Below are 17,318 nucleotides of genomic sequence, written 5' to 3' on the forward strand. Positions count from 1 at the left end.
CGGCCCGCCCCCTCCCGTCCTGGATTCGTCTCAGGCCGAAAGACTACGGCGCGCGGACGGCGTGCCCCACGCTGCTGCCATGCCAACCAAAGCCCGCTCGGGTGCGATTCCGGCTGCCGAGCCCAGTGCCGGCTACCGGTCGGTGTTCGCCGTCCGCGAGTTCCGCTTCGTCTTCGCGGCGGACGTGGTGTCCATGCTGGGCCGCGTCGTCTGCGAACTCGCCCTGTCCGTCCTGGTCTACCGGCTGACCGGGTCACCGCTGCTGAGCGCGCTGACCTGGGCGCTGGGCATGCTGCCGTACGTGGTGGGCGGGACGCTGCTGTCGTCGGTCGCCGACCGGTATCCGCCCCGCCGGGTGCTCGTGGGGTGCGACCTGGTCTGCGCGGTCTGCGCGGCGGGGATGGTGGTGCCGAGCGCACCGATCGCCGTGCTGCTGGTGCTGCGCTGCGCGACGGCCGTCGTCGGGCCGGTGTTCGGCGGCACCCGGGCGGCCACGCTCAGCGACATCCTGGGCGAGGGCGACCGCTTCGTCCTGGGCCGGTCGCTGCTCCGGCTGGTCGCGCAGAGCGCGCAACTCGCCGGGTTCGCGGCGGGCGGGCTGCTGCTCGCCGTCGTCTCCCCGCGCTCGGTCCTCGTGCTCACCGCGGTCGCCTTCCTCGGCTCCGCGCTGCTGCTGCTCACCGGTACGCGGGCCCGCCCGGCCCGTACGGGGGCCGGGGCGCGGCTCACCACCTCGGCCGGTATCGGGCGCCTGCTCGGCGACCGGCGGATCCGCGCCCTGCTCCTGCTGTACTGGGTTCCGCCGATGTTCGTCGTCTGGTCCGAGGCGCTGATGACGCCGTACGCCGACTCGCTCGGCCTCGGTCCGGCCGGTCTCGGCCTGCTCATGACCGGTATGCCCGTCGGGGCCGTCACCGGCGAGCTCCTCGTCGGTTCACTGCTCGGCCCCGCCGCCCGCGCCCGGCTCATCGTCCCCGTCGCGGTGGTGTCCATGCTGCCGCCGCTGGGCTACCTGCTGCACCCCACCCTCGGCTGGGCCCTGCTGGTCCAGTTCCTGACCGGCTGGGGCATCACGTACAGCCTGGGGCTGGACCGGTGGTTCGTCCGCGCCGTGCCGGAGGAGGTGCGGGGGCAGGCGATGACCCTGATGACGGCCGGCCTGATGACGACGCAGGGGCTGGGGATGGCGCTGGCGGGTGTGGCGGCGGAGTTCGCGCCGGTGCATGTGGTGGTGGCGGGGGCCGGGGTGGTGGGCTGTGTCTGTGTGCTGGGTGTGGTGCGGGAACTGAGGGCGACCCGGGCTGACAGCGGCTGACGCGGAGTGACACCGGCTGACGCGGGAGCCGTGGCTGACGCGGGAGCCGCGGGATGAAGCGGGATGACGTGCGCCGGCGGTGGCGCGTCCCGTGGGGCTCGGGGGACGCGCCACCGCCGGCGCTGGTCGGCCGTGAGGGCCTGCCGGGTCAGCTGACGTTGACACCGGTCCAGGCGGCGGCGACGGCGGCGTACTCGGTGGAGGAGCTGCCGTACAGGTCCGCGGCGGCCTTCAGGCTGCCGGTGCGGGCGCTCGCGTAGTTGGTGGTGGAGGTGAAGTACACGCTCAGCGCGCGGTACCAGATCGCGGCGGCCTTGGCGCGGCCGATGCCGGTGACGGTGGTGCCGCTGTACGTCGGGCTGGAGTAGCTGACGCCGTTGATGGTCTTGGAGCCGCTGCCCTCGGACAGCAGGTAGAAGAAGTGGTTGGCCACGCCCGACGAGTAGTGGACGTCGAGGTTCTTCACCGTCGAGGACCAGTAGTCGGCGGAGCCGCCGTCCTTGGAGGGCTTGTCCATGTAGCGCAGCGGGGTGCCGTCGCCGTTGATGTCGATCTCTTCGCCGATGAGGTAGTCCGGGGTGTCGGCGGAGAGGTTCTCGTAGAACTCGACCATGGTGCCGAAGATGTCGGAGGTTGCCTCGTTGAGGCCGCCGGACTCACCGGTGTAGTTCAGGCCCGCGGTGTTGGAGGTGACGCCGTGGGAGATCTCGTGGCCCGCGACGTCGAGCGAGGTGAGCGGGGAGGCGTTGCCCGACCCGTCGCCGTAGGTCATGCAGAAGCAGCTGTCGTCCCAGAAGGCGTTGACGTAGCTGCTGCCGTAGTGGGTGCGCGACAGCGAGCCGACACCGTTGTTCTTGATGCCGCTGCGGCTGAAGGTGTTGAGGTAGTAGTCCCAGGTGGCCGCGGCGCCGAACTGGGCGTCCACACCGGCCGACTGGCGGCTGGAGGTGCTGCCGGTGCCCCAGGCGTTGTCGGTGTCGGTGAAGGTGGTGCCCGTCGAACTGGTGGCCTTGTTGTTCAGGTCCGTGGTGTAGATGCCGCCGCGGCTGGCGTCCTTGAGCGAGTAGGTGGTGCCGCTCAGGGTGGTGGTGAGGGGGACGGACCCGACCCGGACGCCGTTGCCGGTGCCGGTGGCGGTCTCGATGCCCTCGTACTTCTCGATGACGGCGCCGGTCGAGGCGTCGGTGATGACGTTGACCTTGCTCGGCGTGCCGTCGGCCTGGGTGCCGGTGACCACCGTGCGGTAGGCCAGGCGGGGGGTGCCGGAGACGGCCCAGACGACCTTCTCGGGCTTGCCCGCCGTACCGACCGACTTCAGCGGCTCCTCGCCCTTGGCCAGGGCGGTCTTGAGCAGCTTCTTGACGGTGCCGGTGGCGGCCGCCCTGGTGTCGGCCGCGGAGACGGCCGGGGTGAGGGTGGCCGGCTTGACGGCCTTGGAGGTGGCGCGGCTCACGGACTTGGTGGCGCCGCTCTTGGTCTCGTGCACGACGAGGTCGCCGCCGAGCACCGGCAGGCCCGCGTAGGTGCGGTCGTAGCGCAGGTGGCGGGTGCCGTCCGCGTCCACGACGACGTCCTTGACCGTGAGCTTCTCCTTGGCGCCGAGGCCGAGGGAGTCCGCGATCTGCGGTGCCTGGGCGGTGCCGTAGGCGATGGCCTTCACCTGGGAGCCGGCGATCGAGGCGGCGAAGGACGGGGCCGGGGCCGCGCTGGCCGAGAAGGACTGCAGACCGGAGGCTATGAGCGCGGCTGCTGCCGCCGCGGTGCCGAGAACGAGCTTGTTCCGCAAGGTGATGCTCCTCGTCAGAGGTTGGTGTGGGGGGATGCGCGGATAAATCCGCGCTGGCCAGGAGCTTGGCATCGTTCAACGGGTAAATGACAGGTCCACTACAGGCAATGGCCGGTTAGGTGGGTGCCGGACCGCCCTTAGCCGCGGCTTACTCCGGACAAAGCAGGGCCAGAGGGTGATCAACCGGTCGGAGGACTAGGGGAAACCCTCCCCCTACAGGGGTGGTTTTCGGACGGACTCCGGTCTTGGGGTGGCTGAAACACGCCCGAAATACTCGCCTTCGGCCCGGCGCTTAAGATCATCTGTTCGGGTCCGGTCCGTTCACTGAGACATGGCTGCCCTCAATGTGACCGGCGGGTAGGCTCTGGCCGTGCCGAAGCCGCTGAGTCTGCCTTTCGACCCGATCGCGCGCGCCGACGAGACCTGGGAGCGCCGCTGGGGCCGGGTGCCCTCGATGGCCGCGATCACCTCGATCATGCGTGCGCAGCAGATCCTGCTCGGCCAGGTCGACGCCGTCGTCAGGCCGTACGGCCTCACCTTCGCCCGCTACGAGGCGCTGGTGCTGCTCACCTTCAGCAAGGCCGGCGAGCTGCCGATGTCCAAGATCGGTGAGCGGCTGATGGTGCACCCCACCTCCGTCACCAACACCGTCGACCGGCTGGTCCTGGCCGGTCTGGTCGCCAAGCGGCCCAACCCCAACGACGGGCGCGGCACGCTCGCCTCCATCACCGACAAGGGACGCGAGGTCTGCGACGCCGCGACCCAGGACCTGATGGCGATGGATTTCGGCCTCGGCACGTACGACGCCGAGGAGTGCGGGGAGATCTTCGCCCTGCTGAGGCCGCTGCGGATAGCCGCTGGCGACTTCGAGGAGGGCGCGTAAAGCGCCGGAATCGCGCCGGTTAGGCTCACTGCCATGAAGCAGAGTGTTCTGACCCGGTACCGCGCGCTCGCGTACACCACCGGCGTACTGCTGATCCTGCTGACCATCGGTGTGATCGCCAAGTACGTCCTGAAGATCGACGGCGCGGCGGGTTTCACCCAGGTCGTCGCCATCGCCCACGGCTGGCTCTACGTCGTGTACCTGGTCCTCGCCTTCGACCTCGGGACCAAGGCGAAGTGGCCCTTCGGCAAGCTGCTGTGGGTGCTGCTGGCCGGGACCGTTCCGACGGCCGCCTTCTTCGTCGAGCGCAAGGTGTCGCGCGAGGTGGAGCCGCTGATCGCGGCCGCCGCCGGTGACGCGGAGCCCGTCAAGGCCTGACCCGCCGGTCAACCGCCCGCCGCGGGTCTCACCCGTGCGGTGGGCGGTTTGCCATCGACATTTACTAGGACGTCCTAGTAAATTCGTTCGTATGGACGCCGATGCGATCGACGAGGCCCGCCAGCGCTGGCAGGCCCGCTACGACGCCTCCCGCAAGCGGGACGCGGACTTCAGCACGCTCTCCGGGGATCCCGTCGAGCCGGTGTACGGACCGCCCCCGGGCGTCGACGTGCCCGGATTCGAGCGGATCGGCTGGCCCGGGGAGTACCCCTTCACCCGTGGCCTCCACCCCACCGGCTACCGCGGCCGGACCTGGACCATCCGCCAGTTCGCCGGCTTCGGCAACGCCGAGCAGACCAACGAGCGCTACAAGATGATCCTCCAGGCCGGCGGCGGCGGCCTGTCCGTCGCCTTCGACATGCCCACCCTCATGGGCCGGGACTCCGACGACCCCCGCTCCCTCGGCGAGGTCGGGCACTGCGGCGTCGCCATCGACTCGGCCGCCGACATGGAGGTCCTCTTCCGGGACATCCCCCTCGGCGAGGTCACCACCTCCATGACGATCTCCGGGCCCGCCGTCCCGGTCTTCTGCATGTACCTGGTCGCAGCCGAGCGCCAGGGCGTCGACCCGGCCGTGCTCAACGGCACCCTCCAGACCGACATCTTCAAGGAGTACATCGCGCAGAAGGAGTGGCTCTTCGCGCCCGAGCCGCATCTGCGCCTGATCGGCGACCTCATGGAGCACTGCGCGCGTTCCATCCCGGCGTACAAGCCCCTGTCGGTCTCCGGCTACCACATCCGCGAGGCCGGTTCCACGGCCGCGCAGGAGCTCGCCTACACGCTCGCCGACGGCTTCGGCTACGTCGAACTGGGGCTCTCGCGCGGGCTGGACGTGGACACCTTCGCGCCGGGGCTGTCCTTCTTCTTCGACGCGCATCTGGACTTCTTCGAGGAGATCGCCAAGTTCCGTGCCGCGCGCCGGATCTGGGCGCGCTGGATGCGTGATGTGTACGGCGCGAACAGCGACAAGGCGCAGTGGCTGCGCTTCCACACCCAGACCGCCGGCGTGTCGCTGACCGCCCAGCAGCCGTACAACAACGTCGTACGGACCGCGGTGGAGGCCCTCGCGGCCGTGCTCGGCGGCACCAACTCCCTGCACACCAACGCCCTCGACGAGACCCTGGCGCTGCCCAGCGAGCAGGCCGCCGAGATCGCCCTGCGCACCCAGCAGGTCCTGATGGAGGAGACCGGCGTCACCAATGTCGCCGATCCGCTCGGCGGTTCCTGGTTCGTCGAGGCGCTGACCGACCGCATCGAGGCCGACGCGGAGCGGATCTTCGACCGGATCAAGGAGATGGGCGCACGGGCCGTTCCCGACGGCCGGCACCCCATCGGGCCGATGACCTCCGGCATCCTGCGCGGTATCGAGGACGGCTGGTTCACCGGCGAGATCGCCGAGGCCGCCTTCGCCTACCAGCGGGGCCTGGAGAAGAAGGAGAAGCGGGTCGTCGGTGTCAACGTCCACCACGGCTCGGTCACCGGGGACCTGGAGATCATGCGGGTCAGCCACGAGGTCGAGCGCGAGCAGGTCCGCGCCCTCGGCAGCCGCCGGACGGACCGCGACGAGACGGCCGTCCGGTCGGCCCTGGACGCCATGCTGGCCGCCGCCCGGGGCGGTACGAACATGATCGGACCGATGCTGGACGCAGCGCGGGCCGAGGCCACGCTGGGCGAGATCTGCGGCGTGCTCCGCGAGGAGTGGGGCGGGTACACCGAGCCGGCGCGGTTCTGACCCCGGGGCGGGGCGGGCGGTTGAGGCCTCGCGGGCGGTCGCGGGCGCTGTCCGCCGGTGGGGCCGGGCCGGACCGGGGCCCGGTGGGCCCTCAGGGCGAGGCCAGGCCGCCGAGCAGCAGGCCTGTGAAGCGCGCGGCCCAGTCGGGGGTGACCGGTTCGCCGGTCACCAGGACGCGGTGGACGACGGCCCCGGCGATGACGTCGAAGATGAGGTCGATCTGGGGTGACGGGTTGTCGCCGGGCGCGTCCGGGGGGATCTCGCCGCGCTGTTGGGCGCGCAGGCGGCCCTCGACGACCAGCCGCTTCTGCCGGTCGACGATGGACGAGCGGATCCGCAGCCGCAGCGCGGCGTCGGCGGTGGACTCCGAGACCACGGCCATCAGCGCGGTCTTGGCCTCGGGCAGTTCCAGCAGGGCGGCGAACTGCAGCACCACGCCCTCGATGTCGGCGTACAGGCTGCCCCGGTCGGGGAGCCGCAGCTCGTCGAAGAGGACGGCGACGGCGTCGACGACGAGGTCGTTCCGGTTGGTCCAGCGCCGGTACAGCGTGGTCTTGGCCACCCCGGCCCGCGCGGCGACGTCGCTCATGGTGAGCCCGCCCCAGCCCAGTTCCACCAGGGCGGCACGGGTTGCCTCCAGGATCGCCGCGTCGGCCGAAGCGCGGCGCGGGCGGCCGGTGGGTTTTCCTGTGGCGCGGGTAGACATGGTTCCGGAGCCTATCCCGGCGCCCGCCGTGTTACGCTACGGCGCGTAGCGTAAAGGGGCGATTGTCCGAGGACCGTGTCGAGGGGGGAGGATTGGTCCATGCAGCCACGGAACATGTCCATGAGCGGCGTGGTCGACCTCGCCGCGGTGAAGGCGGCCAGTGAGGCCAAGGCGAAGGCCGAACAGGCCCGCGCGGAAGCCGCTCGTAACGGCGGCGGGACCGCCGCACCCGCTTCTTCCCTTGTGTTCGACGTCAGTGAGGCGACCCTGGAGAGCGATGTACTCCAGCGCTCCAACGAGGTGCCGGTCGTCATCAACTTCGAGGCCGACCAGGCCCCGGTCAGTATCGAACTCGGCGACGCCCTGGCCCGGCTGGCGGGCGAGTACGGCGGCCGGTTCGTCCTGGGCCGGGTCGATGTCTATGCGAACCAGCTGCTCGTCCAGCAGTTCAGGCTCCAGGGCATCCCGGCGGTCTTCGCGGTGCTGGCCGGTCAGGTGATGCCGCTCTTCGAGGACGTCGCGCCGGAGGACCAGATCCGCCAGGTGCTGGACCAGCTGATCGCGGTGGGGGAGCAGCGGTTCGGGATCCAGGGCGCCCCCGTCGAGGGAGCCGTGGCCGACGAGGCCCCGGCCGTCGAGCCCGAGCGGCCGGCGACCCCCCAGGAGCTCGCGCTGTCGGCGGCGCACGACGCGCTGGACCAGGGCGATCTGGGTGGCGCGATTCAGGCGTACAAGAACGTACTGTCCGACGACCCCGCCAACACGGAGGCGAAGCTCGGATTGGCCCAGGCCGAGCTGCTGAGCCGGGTGCAGGACGCAGACCCGCAGGCCGTGCGCAAGGCGGCGGCGGACGCCCCGGCCGATGTCGCGGCGCAGCTGGCCGCGGCCGACCTGGATCTGGCCGGCGGTCATGTGGAGGACGCGTTCGGGAGGCTGGTGGACACGGTGCGCAGGACGGCGGGCGACGACCGGGACGCCGCCCGGGTGCGTCTGCTGGAGCTCTTCGAGGTCATCGGGACGGACGACCCGCGGGTGACCGCGGCCCGGGCGGCGCTGGCACGCGTACTGTTCTGACCCCGTCACACAGGGTGACCGGACTCGAAAAAGTGTTCGCTCACGAGGTGATGACTCGGCCGCGCTTTACCAAATCTTGATGAAGCGCGGCCTCTGTTACTCGTGGTAGGAGAACGGCGCCCTTTCGTCCGTTTCCATCATTCTTTATCCAACTTTCACGGACCCCACTCAACTACCCAGTGTGAGTGAGTTGGTTGCGTCCTGCCGTCGCGGGTTATCGCTCCGTTACCCGCTAGTAACGAAGCCCCTTGTGCGACGGCCGGGAATGGACCACGATCGGCCAAGCTCGGTCCGTCACCGCAGCCCGGCACCCGGTCGGTGCTGAGGAGGACGGGTCCCCACCGGGCCGGGTACGCGGCCACCGCCGCGTCCCGTGGACAGGGGGGTCTCTGCCGACCGGCGGGGCCTGTCCAGCAGGTTGCGCGAGAGCGTGGCCGAGCGGTTGTCGCTCGGGGGTGATCGCCGATGCTACGGACACTGCCGTCCGCCCTCCCGTGGGATGGCCGCCCGTCGATGGCGCTCCCCTTCCCGAGGACGTAGCTCTTCTCCCATTTCAGGCCCGGATCCCGATCTCGGCCGGAGATGTACGTCCGAGAAGGAGGAAATTTCATGGAGTCGCTCGTTCGCGGCGGTACCAGATGGAAGCGGTTCGCCGTCGTCATGGTCCCGTCCGTCGCAGCCACCGCGGCGATTGGTGTTGCCCTGGGCCAGGGTGCGCTCGCCGCGTCGTTCAGTGTGTCCGGACAGCAGTTCAAGGTTTCGGCCGAGAAGCTGACCGGTGAGGGCTTCGTCCAGTACGGGGCACTCGACACCCAGCACGGCGGCAAGGTTGTCCCGGTCGCGGTCGCGGGGTTCAACAGCGCCACGATCCAGAGCCTTTGCCAGTCCGTGGTCGTGCCGGTCCCGGTCTTCGGCGATGTGACGCTGAAGCTGGGCGCGGGTAGCGGTGACTCGCCTGTCGAGGCGAAGAACCTCTACATCGACATGGACCAGCTCAACGCGGACGCCACGTTCACCAACATCAACATTGGTGTCGCGGCGGCCGACAGCACGAAGGGTCCCGGCATCCACACCGGCGACGCAGCCCTCCCGGGCTCCTTCGCGCAGGAGGCCGACAAGGCCGTTCTGACCGACGTGAAGCAGACCGCCTGGGCGACCAGCGCGGGCACCTTCAAGCTCAGCGGGCTGAGCATGACGGTCAAGAAGGGCTCCGGCTCAGGTTACGAGTGCTTCTAAGCACTGACTGAGGGGGGTGAGGGGCGCGGGACGCCCCTCACCTTTCCCATCCACACCCTCTTTCTTTGAAAGCCAGTCCCAGGGAGCTGTTTTCCATGAGCGCCGAGACAAACGGCCGGGTCGGCTATTGGCGGTTCCGCTTCCACGCGTGGCGCGGGCAGCGGCCGTTCTGGGCGGGCCTGCTCACGATCCTCGCCGGGGGGCCCATCGCGTACTTCCCGTACGCACATCTCAACCTCGGCGGGCTCACGGTGGCCATGGCCACCACGGCCGGAGCCGGTTCGCTGATCATCGGCGTACTGCTGGTGACGCTGGGGCTGACCATGTGGTTCCAGGCTGTGGCGCGGGTCTTCGCGGGTGTCGCGACGATCATGCTCTCGCTGGTCTCCCTGGTCGTCTCCAACATCGGCGGCTTCCTCATGGGCTTCCTGCTCGGCCTGATCGGCGGAGCCCTCGCCGTCGCCTGGGCCCCCGCGGGCCCGGCGGCCGACCCCGGCGCACAGCCGGCCGAACTGCCGGACGGCGGCGACACCGACGGCGGCGACACGGACAACGGCGGCCAGGGCGAGTACGGCCGGTCCCCCGAGGACGGGCAGCACTTCGAGCACGAGCACGACCATGAGCACGGGCACGGTCACGACCACGCCGTAGAAGCGAACGGGAGGCACAGTGCGGGGTGACGAAGGGCAGCAGGCCGACGTGGCCGTGAGCGGCGGCTCACGGGTCAGAACGGGGCCGCGGCACGCGGCCCCGAGGAAGTCGCTGCTGACCAAGTTGCAGGTGCCCGCGGGCAAGGCGATAGCCATCGCCGCCATGCCGACCGCCGTTTTCATGGGCATGGGCCTCATGCCGAAACTGGCCTCCGCCGACACGCTGCCGAAGAACCCGTTCTCGGGCACCTCGTGCTCCGACACCACGGAAGAGGCCTCGGAGTCGGCCACCCCGTCGACGAGTTCGAGTCCCTCGTCGTCGAAGTCGTCGACGTCATCGTCATCGTCGTCGTCCTCGGGCGACACCAAGGCGACCGCCACGCCCACCCCGTCGGCGACCAAGTCGGCGGAGTCGGATTCGTCCTCGTCCTCCGGGGAGTCGAAGGAGACGACGGCCACACCGTCCGCGTCGGCCAGCGCCTCGGCGTCGGCCAGTGCGAGCGCCACCACCAACCCGCTGGACCCGCTGGGCGTCGGCGACGCCCTCAAGGACCTGCTGGGCCTGAGCAGCACCGAGTCGTCCACCACCACGACGACGAGTACTACGACGACGACCTCGGACGACGCGTCGGCCGACGCCGGTGCGACCGCCACCGCCACGGCCACCCCGAAGGCGAGCTCCACCAAGGACGCGGCCACCGAGACGGTCGAGAAGTCGGTCAAGGAAGCCGTGGTGAAGGCGACCACCGCCGCCGACGCCACCACGTCGTCGGCGACCGCCTCCCCGAGCGCCTCGGCGTCGTCCAGCAAGAGCGCGTACCCCTGCCCCACCCGCGACGCCGAGGCCCTGGCCGACGCGGAGTACGAGGAGACCTCCTCGCTGCTCCCCGACACGGCCTGGACCCTCAAGTCGGACCTGCTCACCCTCACGGGCCTTGACTACAAGGGCATCGTCGAGGTGAAGACGCACAACGGCACGGTCAAGAAGGTCCTCAAGTTCACCGCGACCGGGGTGGACATCAAGAACCTGCACCAGATCGTGGACGGCCCGGGGAGTACGACGTCCCATGTGAAGGGGGCCGACGGTTCCACGTCGACCATCAAGGACGGCACGGTGACCATGTACACCGAGTCGCTCAAGGGCAACCTCTTCGGCCTCATCCCGATCACCTTCACGCCCGACAGCCCGCCCCCGATCAATGTGCCGGTGGCCTTCTTCACCGACGTCACGGTCGTGCAGGCCGGCCAGTTCGGCGGCACGCTGACCATCCCCGGCATGCACGTGTACAACGAGAGCTAGATCCCCAGACCTTTCCGGGAGCCGCACACAACGGTGGGGGGCACGCGAGCAGGACCGCGTGCCCCCCACCGGTGTGTCACGTCCCGCGCGCGGCCCACACGTCCCGCGCGGGGCTCAGAAGACCGACTCCGCCTCCTCCATCCGGTCGTCCGGCACCCGCTTGAGCGCGGTCACCGCGTCCGCCAGCGGCACCATGTCGATCGTCGTGCCGTGCAGTGCCGCCATGTGCCCGAAGGCGCCCTTGTGGGCGCCCTCGACGGCATGCCAGCCGAAGCGGGTCGCCAGGATCCGGTCGTACGCGGTGGGAACGCCGCCGCGCTGCACATGGCCGAGGATGACGGGCCTGGCCTCCTTGCCGAGGCGGTGCTCCAGCTCGGCGGCCAGGCGGGTGCCGATCCCGATGAAGCGCTCGTGGCCGTACTGGTCGATCGCGCCCTTCGCGTACGGCATGGTGCCGTCGGCCGGGTGGGCGCCCTCGGCGACACAGATGACGGCGAACTTCTTGCCGCGCGCGAACCGCTCCTCGACCATGGTGACCAGGTCGGCGGGGTCGAAGGGCCGCTCGGGCAGGCAGATGCCGTGGGCGCCGCCGGCCATCCCGGACTCCAGGGCGATCCAGCCGGCGTGCCGGCCCATGACCTCGACCACCATCACCCGCTGATGGGACTCGGCGGTGGTCTTGAGACGGTCGATGGCCTCGGTGGCGACCGTGACGGCGGTGTCGAAACCGAAGGTGCGGTCGGTGGAGGAGATGTCGTTGTCGATGGTCTTCGGTACGCCGACCACCGGCATCCCGGCGTCGGCGAGCATCCGGGCGGCGGTGAGCGTGCCCTCGCCGCCGATGGGGATCAGCACGTCCAGGCGGTAGCCGGCGCAGATCCGCCGCCAGTTGTCGGCGGCCTCGTGCAGCCGGGACCGCTCCAGGCGGGCCGAGCCCAGGATGGTGCCGCCACGGGCGAGGATGCCGCTGACCGAGTCCAGGTCCAGGGGGCGGAAACGACCTTCGAGGAGCCCCTTGAAGCCGTCCTCGAAGCCGATGACCTCGTCGTGGTGCTCGGTCACGGCGCGGTGCACGACGGAACGGATCACAGCGTTGAGCCCGGGGCAGTCGCCGCCGGCGGTGAGAACTCCGATGCGCATGGCGGTAGGTCTCCTTGATTGTCCGTACACGCACCGTTAACCCTATATGTGCCCTCTCGTGCGAGGCTGCCGCAGACGCATCCGCGGTCCCCGGCGAGCCCGGGCCCGCGGCAGTGCGCACCCCCGGGACCCGGCGGGCGCTTTATGCGGGCCTGACGCTATTGTCAAGAGGGATCGGCGGACTGCCGGGCCGGAGACGCGACCGGGCGGCCCCCGGGCCCTGAGCCGCTTTTCCAGTGATTTCCCATTTCCAGCGATCGGAGACAGTGCGTGACGCGCAGCGTGTACGTGACCGGTATCGGCCGCGGTGACGGCCGGCAGGTCGTCGAGCTGGGGGTCATGGAACTCCTCACCCGGCAGGTGGACCGGGTCGGTGTCTTCCGGCCACTGCTGCACGATGTGCCCGACCGCATGTTCGACCTGCTGCGCAGCCGCTACCGGCTCTCCCAGGATCCGCGGACCGCCTACGGCACGCGGTACGAGGAGGCCGCCGCCCTCCAGGCCGAGCAGGGCCGCGACGCGTTGATATCCGTCCTGGTCGACCGCTTCCACACCGTGGCCCACGACTACGAGGCGGTACTCGTCCTCGGCTCCGACTTCGAGGAGACCAACCTCCCCGGAGAGCTGGGCATCAACGCCCGCCTGGCCAACGAGTTCGGCGCCTCCGTCCTGCCCGTGGTCGGCGGCCGCGACCAGAGCGCCGAGTCGGTCGCCGCCGAGGTCCGCAACGCCCACCTGGCCTACCTCAACCTCGGCTGCGACATCGTCGCCGTCATCGCCAACCGCGTCCCGCGCGACGCCGTCGCGGAGACCAACGAACGGCTGAGCCGCCGGCTGCCCGTGCCCGCGTACGTACTGCCCGACGAACCGGCGCTGTCCGCCCCCACCGTCTCCCAGATCGCCCACGCGCTGGAGGCCGAGGTACTGCTCGGCGACCACTCCGGGCTCTCGCGCGACGTGATGGACTTCGTCTTCGGCGGCGCCATGCTGCCGACCTTCATCAAGGCCCTCACCCCCGGCTGCATGGTGATCACCCCCGGCGACCGCGCCGACCTGATCATCGGCTCGCTGGCCGCCCACTCCGCCGGCGCACCCCCCATCGCGGGCATCCTGCTCACCCTCGACGAGCGCCCCGGCCCCGAGATCATCGCGCTGGCCACCCGGCTCGCCCCCGGCACACCCGTCATCTGCGTACCGGCCGGCAGCTTCCACACCGCCACCGAACTGTCCACCATGGAGGGCAAACTCGGCGCCGCCACCCCGCGCAAGGCCGAGACCGCGCTCGGCCTCTTCGAGCGGCACGTCGACACCGCCGAACTGCTCCAGCGGCTCTCCGTCGTGCGCAGCGAGCGCGTCACCCCGATGATGTTCGAACACGAACTCATCGAGCGGGCCCGCTCCGCCCGCCAGCGCGTCGTCCTCCCCGAGGGCGCCGAGGAACGCATCCTGCGCGCCGCCGAGGTGCTGCTGCGCCGCGACGTCTGCGACCTGATCCTCCTCGGCGACCAGGACGCGGTGCGCAAGCGCGCCGCCGAAATGGGCATCGACCTCGACGTACCCGCCTGCGAGGTCGTCGACCCGCAGACCTCGCCGCTGCGCGAGAGCTTCGCCGAGCTGTACGCCAACGTCCGCGCCCACAAGGGCGTCTCGTACGAGCTGGCCTACGACGTCGTCGCCGACGTCTCGTACTTCGGCACACTGATGGTGCAACAGGGCCTGGCCGACGGCATGGTGTCCGGCGCCGTGCACTCCACGGCGGCCACCATCCGCCCCGCCTTCGAGATCATCAAGACCTCCCCGGGCGCCTCGATCGTGTCGTCGGTGTTCTTCATGTGCCTCGCCGACAAGGTCCTGGTCTACGGGGACTGCGCCGTCAACCCGGACCCGGACGCCGAGCAACTGGCCGACATCGCCATCCAGTCGGCCGCCACCGCCGCCCAGTTCGGCGTCGAGCCCAGGGTCGCGATGCTCTCGTACTCCACCGGGACCTCCGGCTCCGGCGCGGACGTCGACAAGGTGCGGCGCGCCACGGAACTCGTACGCCGGCTGCGGCCCGATCTGCTGGTCGAGGGCCCCATCCAGTACGACGCGGCGGTGGACGCCCATGTGGCCGCCACCAAACTGCCGGAGTCGCGGGTCGCGGGCAACGCGACGGTGCTGATCTTCCCGGACCTCAACACCGGCAACAACACCTACAAGGCCGTCCAGCGCTCGGCGGGCGCCGTCGCCGTCGGCCCGGTGCTGCAGGGCCTGCGCAAGCCGGTCAACGACCTGTCGCGCGGCGCGCTGGTCTCCGACATCGTCAACACGGTGGCGATCACCGCCATCCAGGCCCAGGGGGAGTCCGACCAGTGACCGCCAGCCGTGTGCTCGTCATCAACTCCGGCTCGTCGTCGGTGAAGTACCAGCTCATCGACATGGCCGACGGCCGCCGTCTGGCCTCCGGACTGGCCGAGCGGATCGGCGAGCAGGGCGGCGCTCCCGACCACGGTGCCGCGCTCAAGCACGTCGCCGACGAACTGGCCGGCCAGGGCCTCGGCCTGGACTCGCCGGAGCTGGCGGCGGTCGGCCACCGGGTCGTGCACGGCGGTACCCGTTTCACCGAGCCGACACTGGTCACCGACGAGGTGCTGGCCGCCGTCGAGGCGCTCGTACCGCTGGCGCCGCTGCACAACCCGGCCAACATCACCGGGATCAGGGTCGTCCGCGAGCTGCGCCCCGACCTGCCGCAGGTCGCCGTCTTCGACACCGCCTTCCACTCCACGATGCCCGAGGCCGCCTACCGCTACGCGCTGGACCGGGCCACCGCCGACGCCCACCGGATCCGCCGCTACGGCTTCCACGGCACCTCGCACTCCTACGTCTCGCGCGCCACCGCCGAGCTGCTGGGCCGGGACCCCGCCGACGTCAACGTGATCGTGCTGCACCTGGGCAACGGGGCCTCCGCCTCGGCCGTGCGCGGCGGGGTGTGCGTGGACACCTCGATGGGGCTGACCCCGCTGGAGGGCCTGGTGATGGGCACCCGGTCGGGCGACCTGGACCCGGCCGTACTGCTGCACCTGCAACGGACGGCGGGGATGACGCCGGACGAGGTGGACACCCTGCTCAACAAGCGCAGCGGCCTGCTGGGGCTGTGCGGGGACAACGACATGCGGGAGATCGGCCGCCGGATGGCGGAGGGCGACGAGCGGGCGCAACTGGCCTTCGACATCTACATCCACCGGCTGCGCAAGTACGTGGGCGCCTACGCGGCCGTACTGGGCCGGGTCGACGCCGTCACCTTCACCGCCGGGGTCGGCGAGAACTCCGCCGCGGTGCGCGAGGCGGCGCTGCGGGACCTGGCTCTGCTGGGAATCAAGGTGGATGCGGTACGCAATGCCGTAAGGGGCAGTGCGGCGCGGCTGATCTCGGCTGAGGACAGCCGGGTGGCGGTGGCGGTCGTACCGACCGACGAGGAAATGGAGATCGCGCGGGAGGCGTACTCGCTGGTCACCCTCTAATCTATGGCCCGCCGTCCGCACCGAGAACCAGCACGCCCGCACAGGAATTATTCCGGAGCGGAACAAACCCGATAGGATCGTCTTCATGCGCCGAGCGAAAATCGTCTGCACCCTGGGTCCCGCCGTTGATTCCTACGACCAGCTGAAGGCACTGGTCGAGGCCGGCATGAATGTGGCCCGTTTCAACTTCAGCCACGGCAGCCACGCCGAGCACGAGGAGCGCTACCACCGGGTGCGCAAGGTCTCCGAGGAGACCGGGCGTGCGATCGGCGTACTGGCCGACCTGCAGGGCCCCAAGATCCGTCTCCAGACCTTCGCGGACGGACCTGTCGAGCTCGTCGCGGGCGACGAGTTCACCATCACCACCGAGGACGTCCCCGGTGACAAGACCATCTGCGGTACCACCTACAAGGGCCTGCCCGGCGACGTCAGCGCCGGCGACCCGGTCCTGATCAACGACGGCAACGTCGCGCTGCGCGTCATCGAGATCGAGGGCCCGCGCGTGCGCTGCCTGGTGGTCGAGGGCGGCGTCATCTCCGACCACAAGGGCATCAACCTGCCCGGCGCCGCCGTCAACGTCCCCGCGCTGTCCGAGAAGGACATCGACGACCTGCGCTTCGCGCTGAACATGGGCGCCGACATGGTCGCCCTGTCCTTCGTGCGCGACGCCAAGGACGTCCGCGACGTCCACCGCGTGATGGACGAGGTGGGCCGCCGGGTCCCGGTCATCGCCAAGGTGGAGAAGCCGCAGGCGGTCGACAACATGGAGGACGTCGTCGCGGCCTTCGACGCGGTCATGGTCGCCCGTGGCGACCTCGCCGTGGAGTACCCGCTGGAGAAGGTGCCGGTCGTCCAGAAGCGCCTGATCGAGCTCTGCCGCCGCAACGCCAAGCCGGTGATCGTCGCGACCCAGATGATGGAGTCGATGATCACCAACTCGCGCCCCACGCGCGCCGAGGCCTCCGACGTCGCCAACGCCATCCTGGACGGCGCGGACGCGGTCATGCTCTCCGCGGAGTCGTCGGTCGGCAAGTACCCGATCGAGACCGTCAAGACCATGTCCCGGATCGTCGAGGCCGCCGAGGTCGAGCTGCTCAAGCAGGGCCTGTGGCCGCTGAACGGGCGCAAGCCCCGTACGCAGTCCGGTGCCGTGGCCCGCGCCGCCGCCGAGCTGTGCGACTACCTGGACGGCAAGGCCCTGGTCGCCTTCACCCAGTCCGGCGACACCGCCCGCCGCCTGGCCCGCTACCGCGTCCCGCAGCCGGTCATCGCCTTCACCACCTCCGAGTCGACCCGCAGCCAGCTCGCGCTGACCTGGGGCGTCTCCACCGTCGTCGTCCCGCATGTGGAGACCACCGACGAGATGGTGCGCATCTGCGAGGCCGAGATGCTCAAGCTCAGCGAGTTCGGCGAGGGCGACACCGTGATCATCACGGCCGGTTCGCCGCCCGGCGTCCCCGGCACCACCAACATGGTCCGGGTCATCCACCTCGGCGAAGGTGTCTGATATCCGGCATCTGATACGCGATATCTGATATGCGGTATCTGGTATCTGGTA

14 protein-coding genes are annotated in these 17,318 nt (G+C 70.2%); 11 read left to right on the plus strand and 3 right to left on the minus strand.

The window, feature by feature from the left end; translation table 11 throughout:
* The first annotated feature begins 79 nt into the window (after window positions 1-79).
* Window positions 80-1,315 carry an MFS transporter gene (locus tag RWE79_RS27395; protein ID WP_475942733.1) on the plus strand — a complete coding sequence of 412 codons (1,236 nt, stop codon included), beginning with the start codon at window positions 80-82 and terminating at the stop codon, window positions 1,313-1,315.
* Window positions 1,316-1,463: 148 nt separating this feature from the next.
* Here the strand turns inward: RWE79_RS27395 and RWE79_RS27400 are convergent, their stop codons facing one another.
* Window positions 1,464-3,101 carry a M4 family metallopeptidase gene (locus RWE79_RS27400; protein WP_475942734.1) on the minus strand — a complete coding sequence of 546 codons (1,638 nt, stop codon included), beginning with the start codon at window positions 3,099-3,101 and terminating at the stop codon, window positions 1,464-1,466.
* 370 nt (window positions 3,102-3,471) lie between these two features.
* On the opposite strand from RWE79_RS27400, the gene RWE79_RS27405 reads away from it, so the two are divergent.
* The 3 genes from RWE79_RS27405 to RWE79_RS27415 all read left to right on the plus strand — a co-directional run bounded on the left by RWE79_RS27405 (window position 3,472) and on the right by RWE79_RS27415 (window position 6,154).
* Window positions 3,472-3,984: a MarR family winged helix-turn-helix transcriptional regulator gene (locus tag RWE79_RS27405; protein ID WP_475942735.1), complete on the plus strand. Its 513-nt coding sequence runs from the start codon at window positions 3,472-3,474 to the stop codon at window positions 3,982-3,984.
* A gap of 33 nt (window positions 3,985-4,017) precedes the next feature.
* Window positions 4,018-4,362 (plus strand): DUF3817 domain-containing protein, encoded by a 345-nt coding sequence (locus RWE79_RS27410; RefSeq protein ID WP_475942736.1) that lies wholly within the window; start codon window positions 4,018-4,020, stop codon window positions 4,360-4,362.
* 91 nt (window positions 4,363-4,453) lie between these two features.
* The gene (locus tag RWE79_RS27415; RefSeq protein WP_475942737.1) at window positions 4,454-6,154 is read left to right on the plus strand and encodes an acyl-CoA mutase large subunit family protein; all 1,701 of its coding nucleotides are present in this window, start codon (window positions 4,454-4,456) and stop codon (window positions 6,152-6,154) included.
* Window positions 6,155-6,245: 91 nt separating this feature from the next.
* Here RWE79_RS27415 and RWE79_RS27420 read toward each other — a convergent pair whose 3' ends face one another.
* A complete protein-coding gene (locus RWE79_RS27420) occupies window positions 6,246-6,860 on the minus strand; it encodes a TetR/AcrR family transcriptional regulator (RefSeq protein ID WP_475942738.1) in 615 nt (204 codons plus the stop codon).
* A 99-nt stretch (window positions 6,861-6,959) separates the two neighbouring features.
* Between RWE79_RS27420 and RWE79_RS27425 the strand changes: the two genes are divergently transcribed.
* The 4 genes from RWE79_RS27425 (at window position 6,960) to RWE79_RS27440 (ending at window position 11,120) form a co-directional block, all read left to right on the plus strand.
* Window positions 6,960-7,934, plus strand: a complete 975-nt coding sequence (locus RWE79_RS27425) for a tetratricopeptide repeat protein (protein ID WP_475942739.1) — start codon at window positions 6,960-6,962, stop codon at window positions 7,932-7,934.
* Between the two features lie 609 nt (window positions 7,935-8,543).
* Window positions 8,544-9,170, plus strand: a complete 627-nt coding sequence (locus RWE79_RS27430; protein WP_475942740.1) for a DUF6230 family protein — start codon at window positions 8,544-8,546, stop codon at window positions 9,168-9,170.
* 95 nt (window positions 9,171-9,265) lie between these two features.
* Window positions 9,266-9,850, plus strand: coding sequence for a DUF6114 domain-containing protein (locus RWE79_RS27435; RefSeq protein ID WP_475942741.1), 585 nt, complete (start codon window positions 9,266-9,268; stop codon window positions 9,848-9,850).
* Complete coding sequence (locus RWE79_RS27440; protein ID WP_475942742.1) at window positions 9,840-11,120, plus strand: hydrogenase expression protein HypF; 1,281 nt, start codon at window positions 9,840-9,842, stop codon at window positions 11,118-11,120. The genes RWE79_RS27435 and RWE79_RS27440 overlap by 11 nt, the downstream gene beginning before the upstream one ends.
* Before the next feature lie 114 nt (window positions 11,121-11,234).
* Here the strand turns inward: RWE79_RS27440 and RWE79_RS27445 are convergent, their stop codons facing one another.
* Complete coding sequence (locus RWE79_RS27445; RefSeq protein WP_475942743.1) at window positions 11,235-12,260, minus strand: ATP-dependent 6-phosphofructokinase; 1,026 nt, start codon at window positions 12,258-12,260, stop codon at window positions 11,235-11,237.
* Window positions 12,261-12,530: 270 nt separating this feature from the next.
* Here RWE79_RS27445 and pta point away from each other — a divergent pair, with 270 nt between their 5' ends.
* The 3 genes from pta (at window position 12,531) to pyk (ending at window position 17,267) form a co-directional block, all read left to right on the plus strand.
* On the plus strand, window positions 12,531-14,615 hold the full coding sequence (pta, locus tag RWE79_RS27450) for a phosphate acetyltransferase (RefSeq protein WP_475942744.1): 2,085 nt from the start codon (window positions 12,531-12,533) through the stop codon (window positions 14,613-14,615).
* Window positions 14,612-15,760 carry an acetate kinase gene (locus RWE79_RS27455; protein WP_475942745.1) on the plus strand — a complete coding sequence of 383 codons (1,149 nt, stop codon included), beginning with the start codon at window positions 14,612-14,614 and terminating at the stop codon, window positions 15,758-15,760. Before pta ends, RWE79_RS27455 begins: the two co-directional genes overlap by 4 nt.
* Window positions 15,761-15,845: 85 nt before the next feature.
* On the plus strand, window positions 15,846-17,267 hold the full coding sequence (gene pyk / locus RWE79_RS27460) for a pyruvate kinase (RefSeq protein WP_475942746.1): 1,422 nt from the start codon (window positions 15,846-15,848) through the stop codon (window positions 17,265-17,267).
* Window positions 17,268-17,318 lie beyond the last annotated feature (51 nt).

This window comes from Streptomyces sp. RLA131 (assembly GCF_056270125.1).

What these genes read in the sequence shown, in the direction of transcription:
- RWE79_RS27420 (WP_475942738.1), bottom strand. Translation starts at nt 6,860, where the DNA reads ATGTCTACCCGCGCCACAGGAAAACCCACCGGCCGCCCGCGCCGCGCT.
- RWE79_RS27430 (WP_475942740.1), top strand. Translation starts at nt 8,544, where the DNA reads ATGGAGTCGCTCGTTCGCGGCGGTACCAGATGGAAGCGGTTCGCCGTC.
- RWE79_RS27435 (WP_475942741.1), top strand. Translation starts at nt 9,266, where the DNA reads ATGAGCGCCGAGACAAACGGCCGGGTCGGCTATTGGCGGTTCCGCTTC.
- RWE79_RS27410 (WP_475942736.1), top strand. Translation starts at nt 4,018, where the DNA reads ATGAAGCAGAGTGTTCTGACCCGGTACCGCGCGCTCGCGTACACCACC.
- RWE79_RS27425 (WP_475942739.1), top strand. Translation starts at nt 6,960, where the DNA reads ATGCAGCCACGGAACATGTCCATGAGCGGCGTGGTCGACCTCGCCGCG.
- RWE79_RS27395 (WP_475942733.1), top strand. Translation starts at nt 80, where the DNA reads ATGCCAACCAAAGCCCGCTCGGGTGCGATTCCGGCTGCCGAGCCCAGT.
- RWE79_RS27445 (WP_475942743.1), bottom strand. Translation starts at nt 12,260, where the DNA reads ATGCGCATCGGAGTTCTCACCGCCGGCGGCGACTGCCCCGGGCTCAAC.
- pyk (WP_475942746.1), top strand. Translation starts at nt 15,846, where the DNA reads ATGCGCCGAGCGAAAATCGTCTGCACCCTGGGTCCCGCCGTTGATTCC.
- RWE79_RS27415 (WP_475942737.1), top strand. Translation starts at nt 4,454, where the DNA reads ATGGACGCCGATGCGATCGACGAGGCCCGCCAGCGCTGGCAGGCCCGC.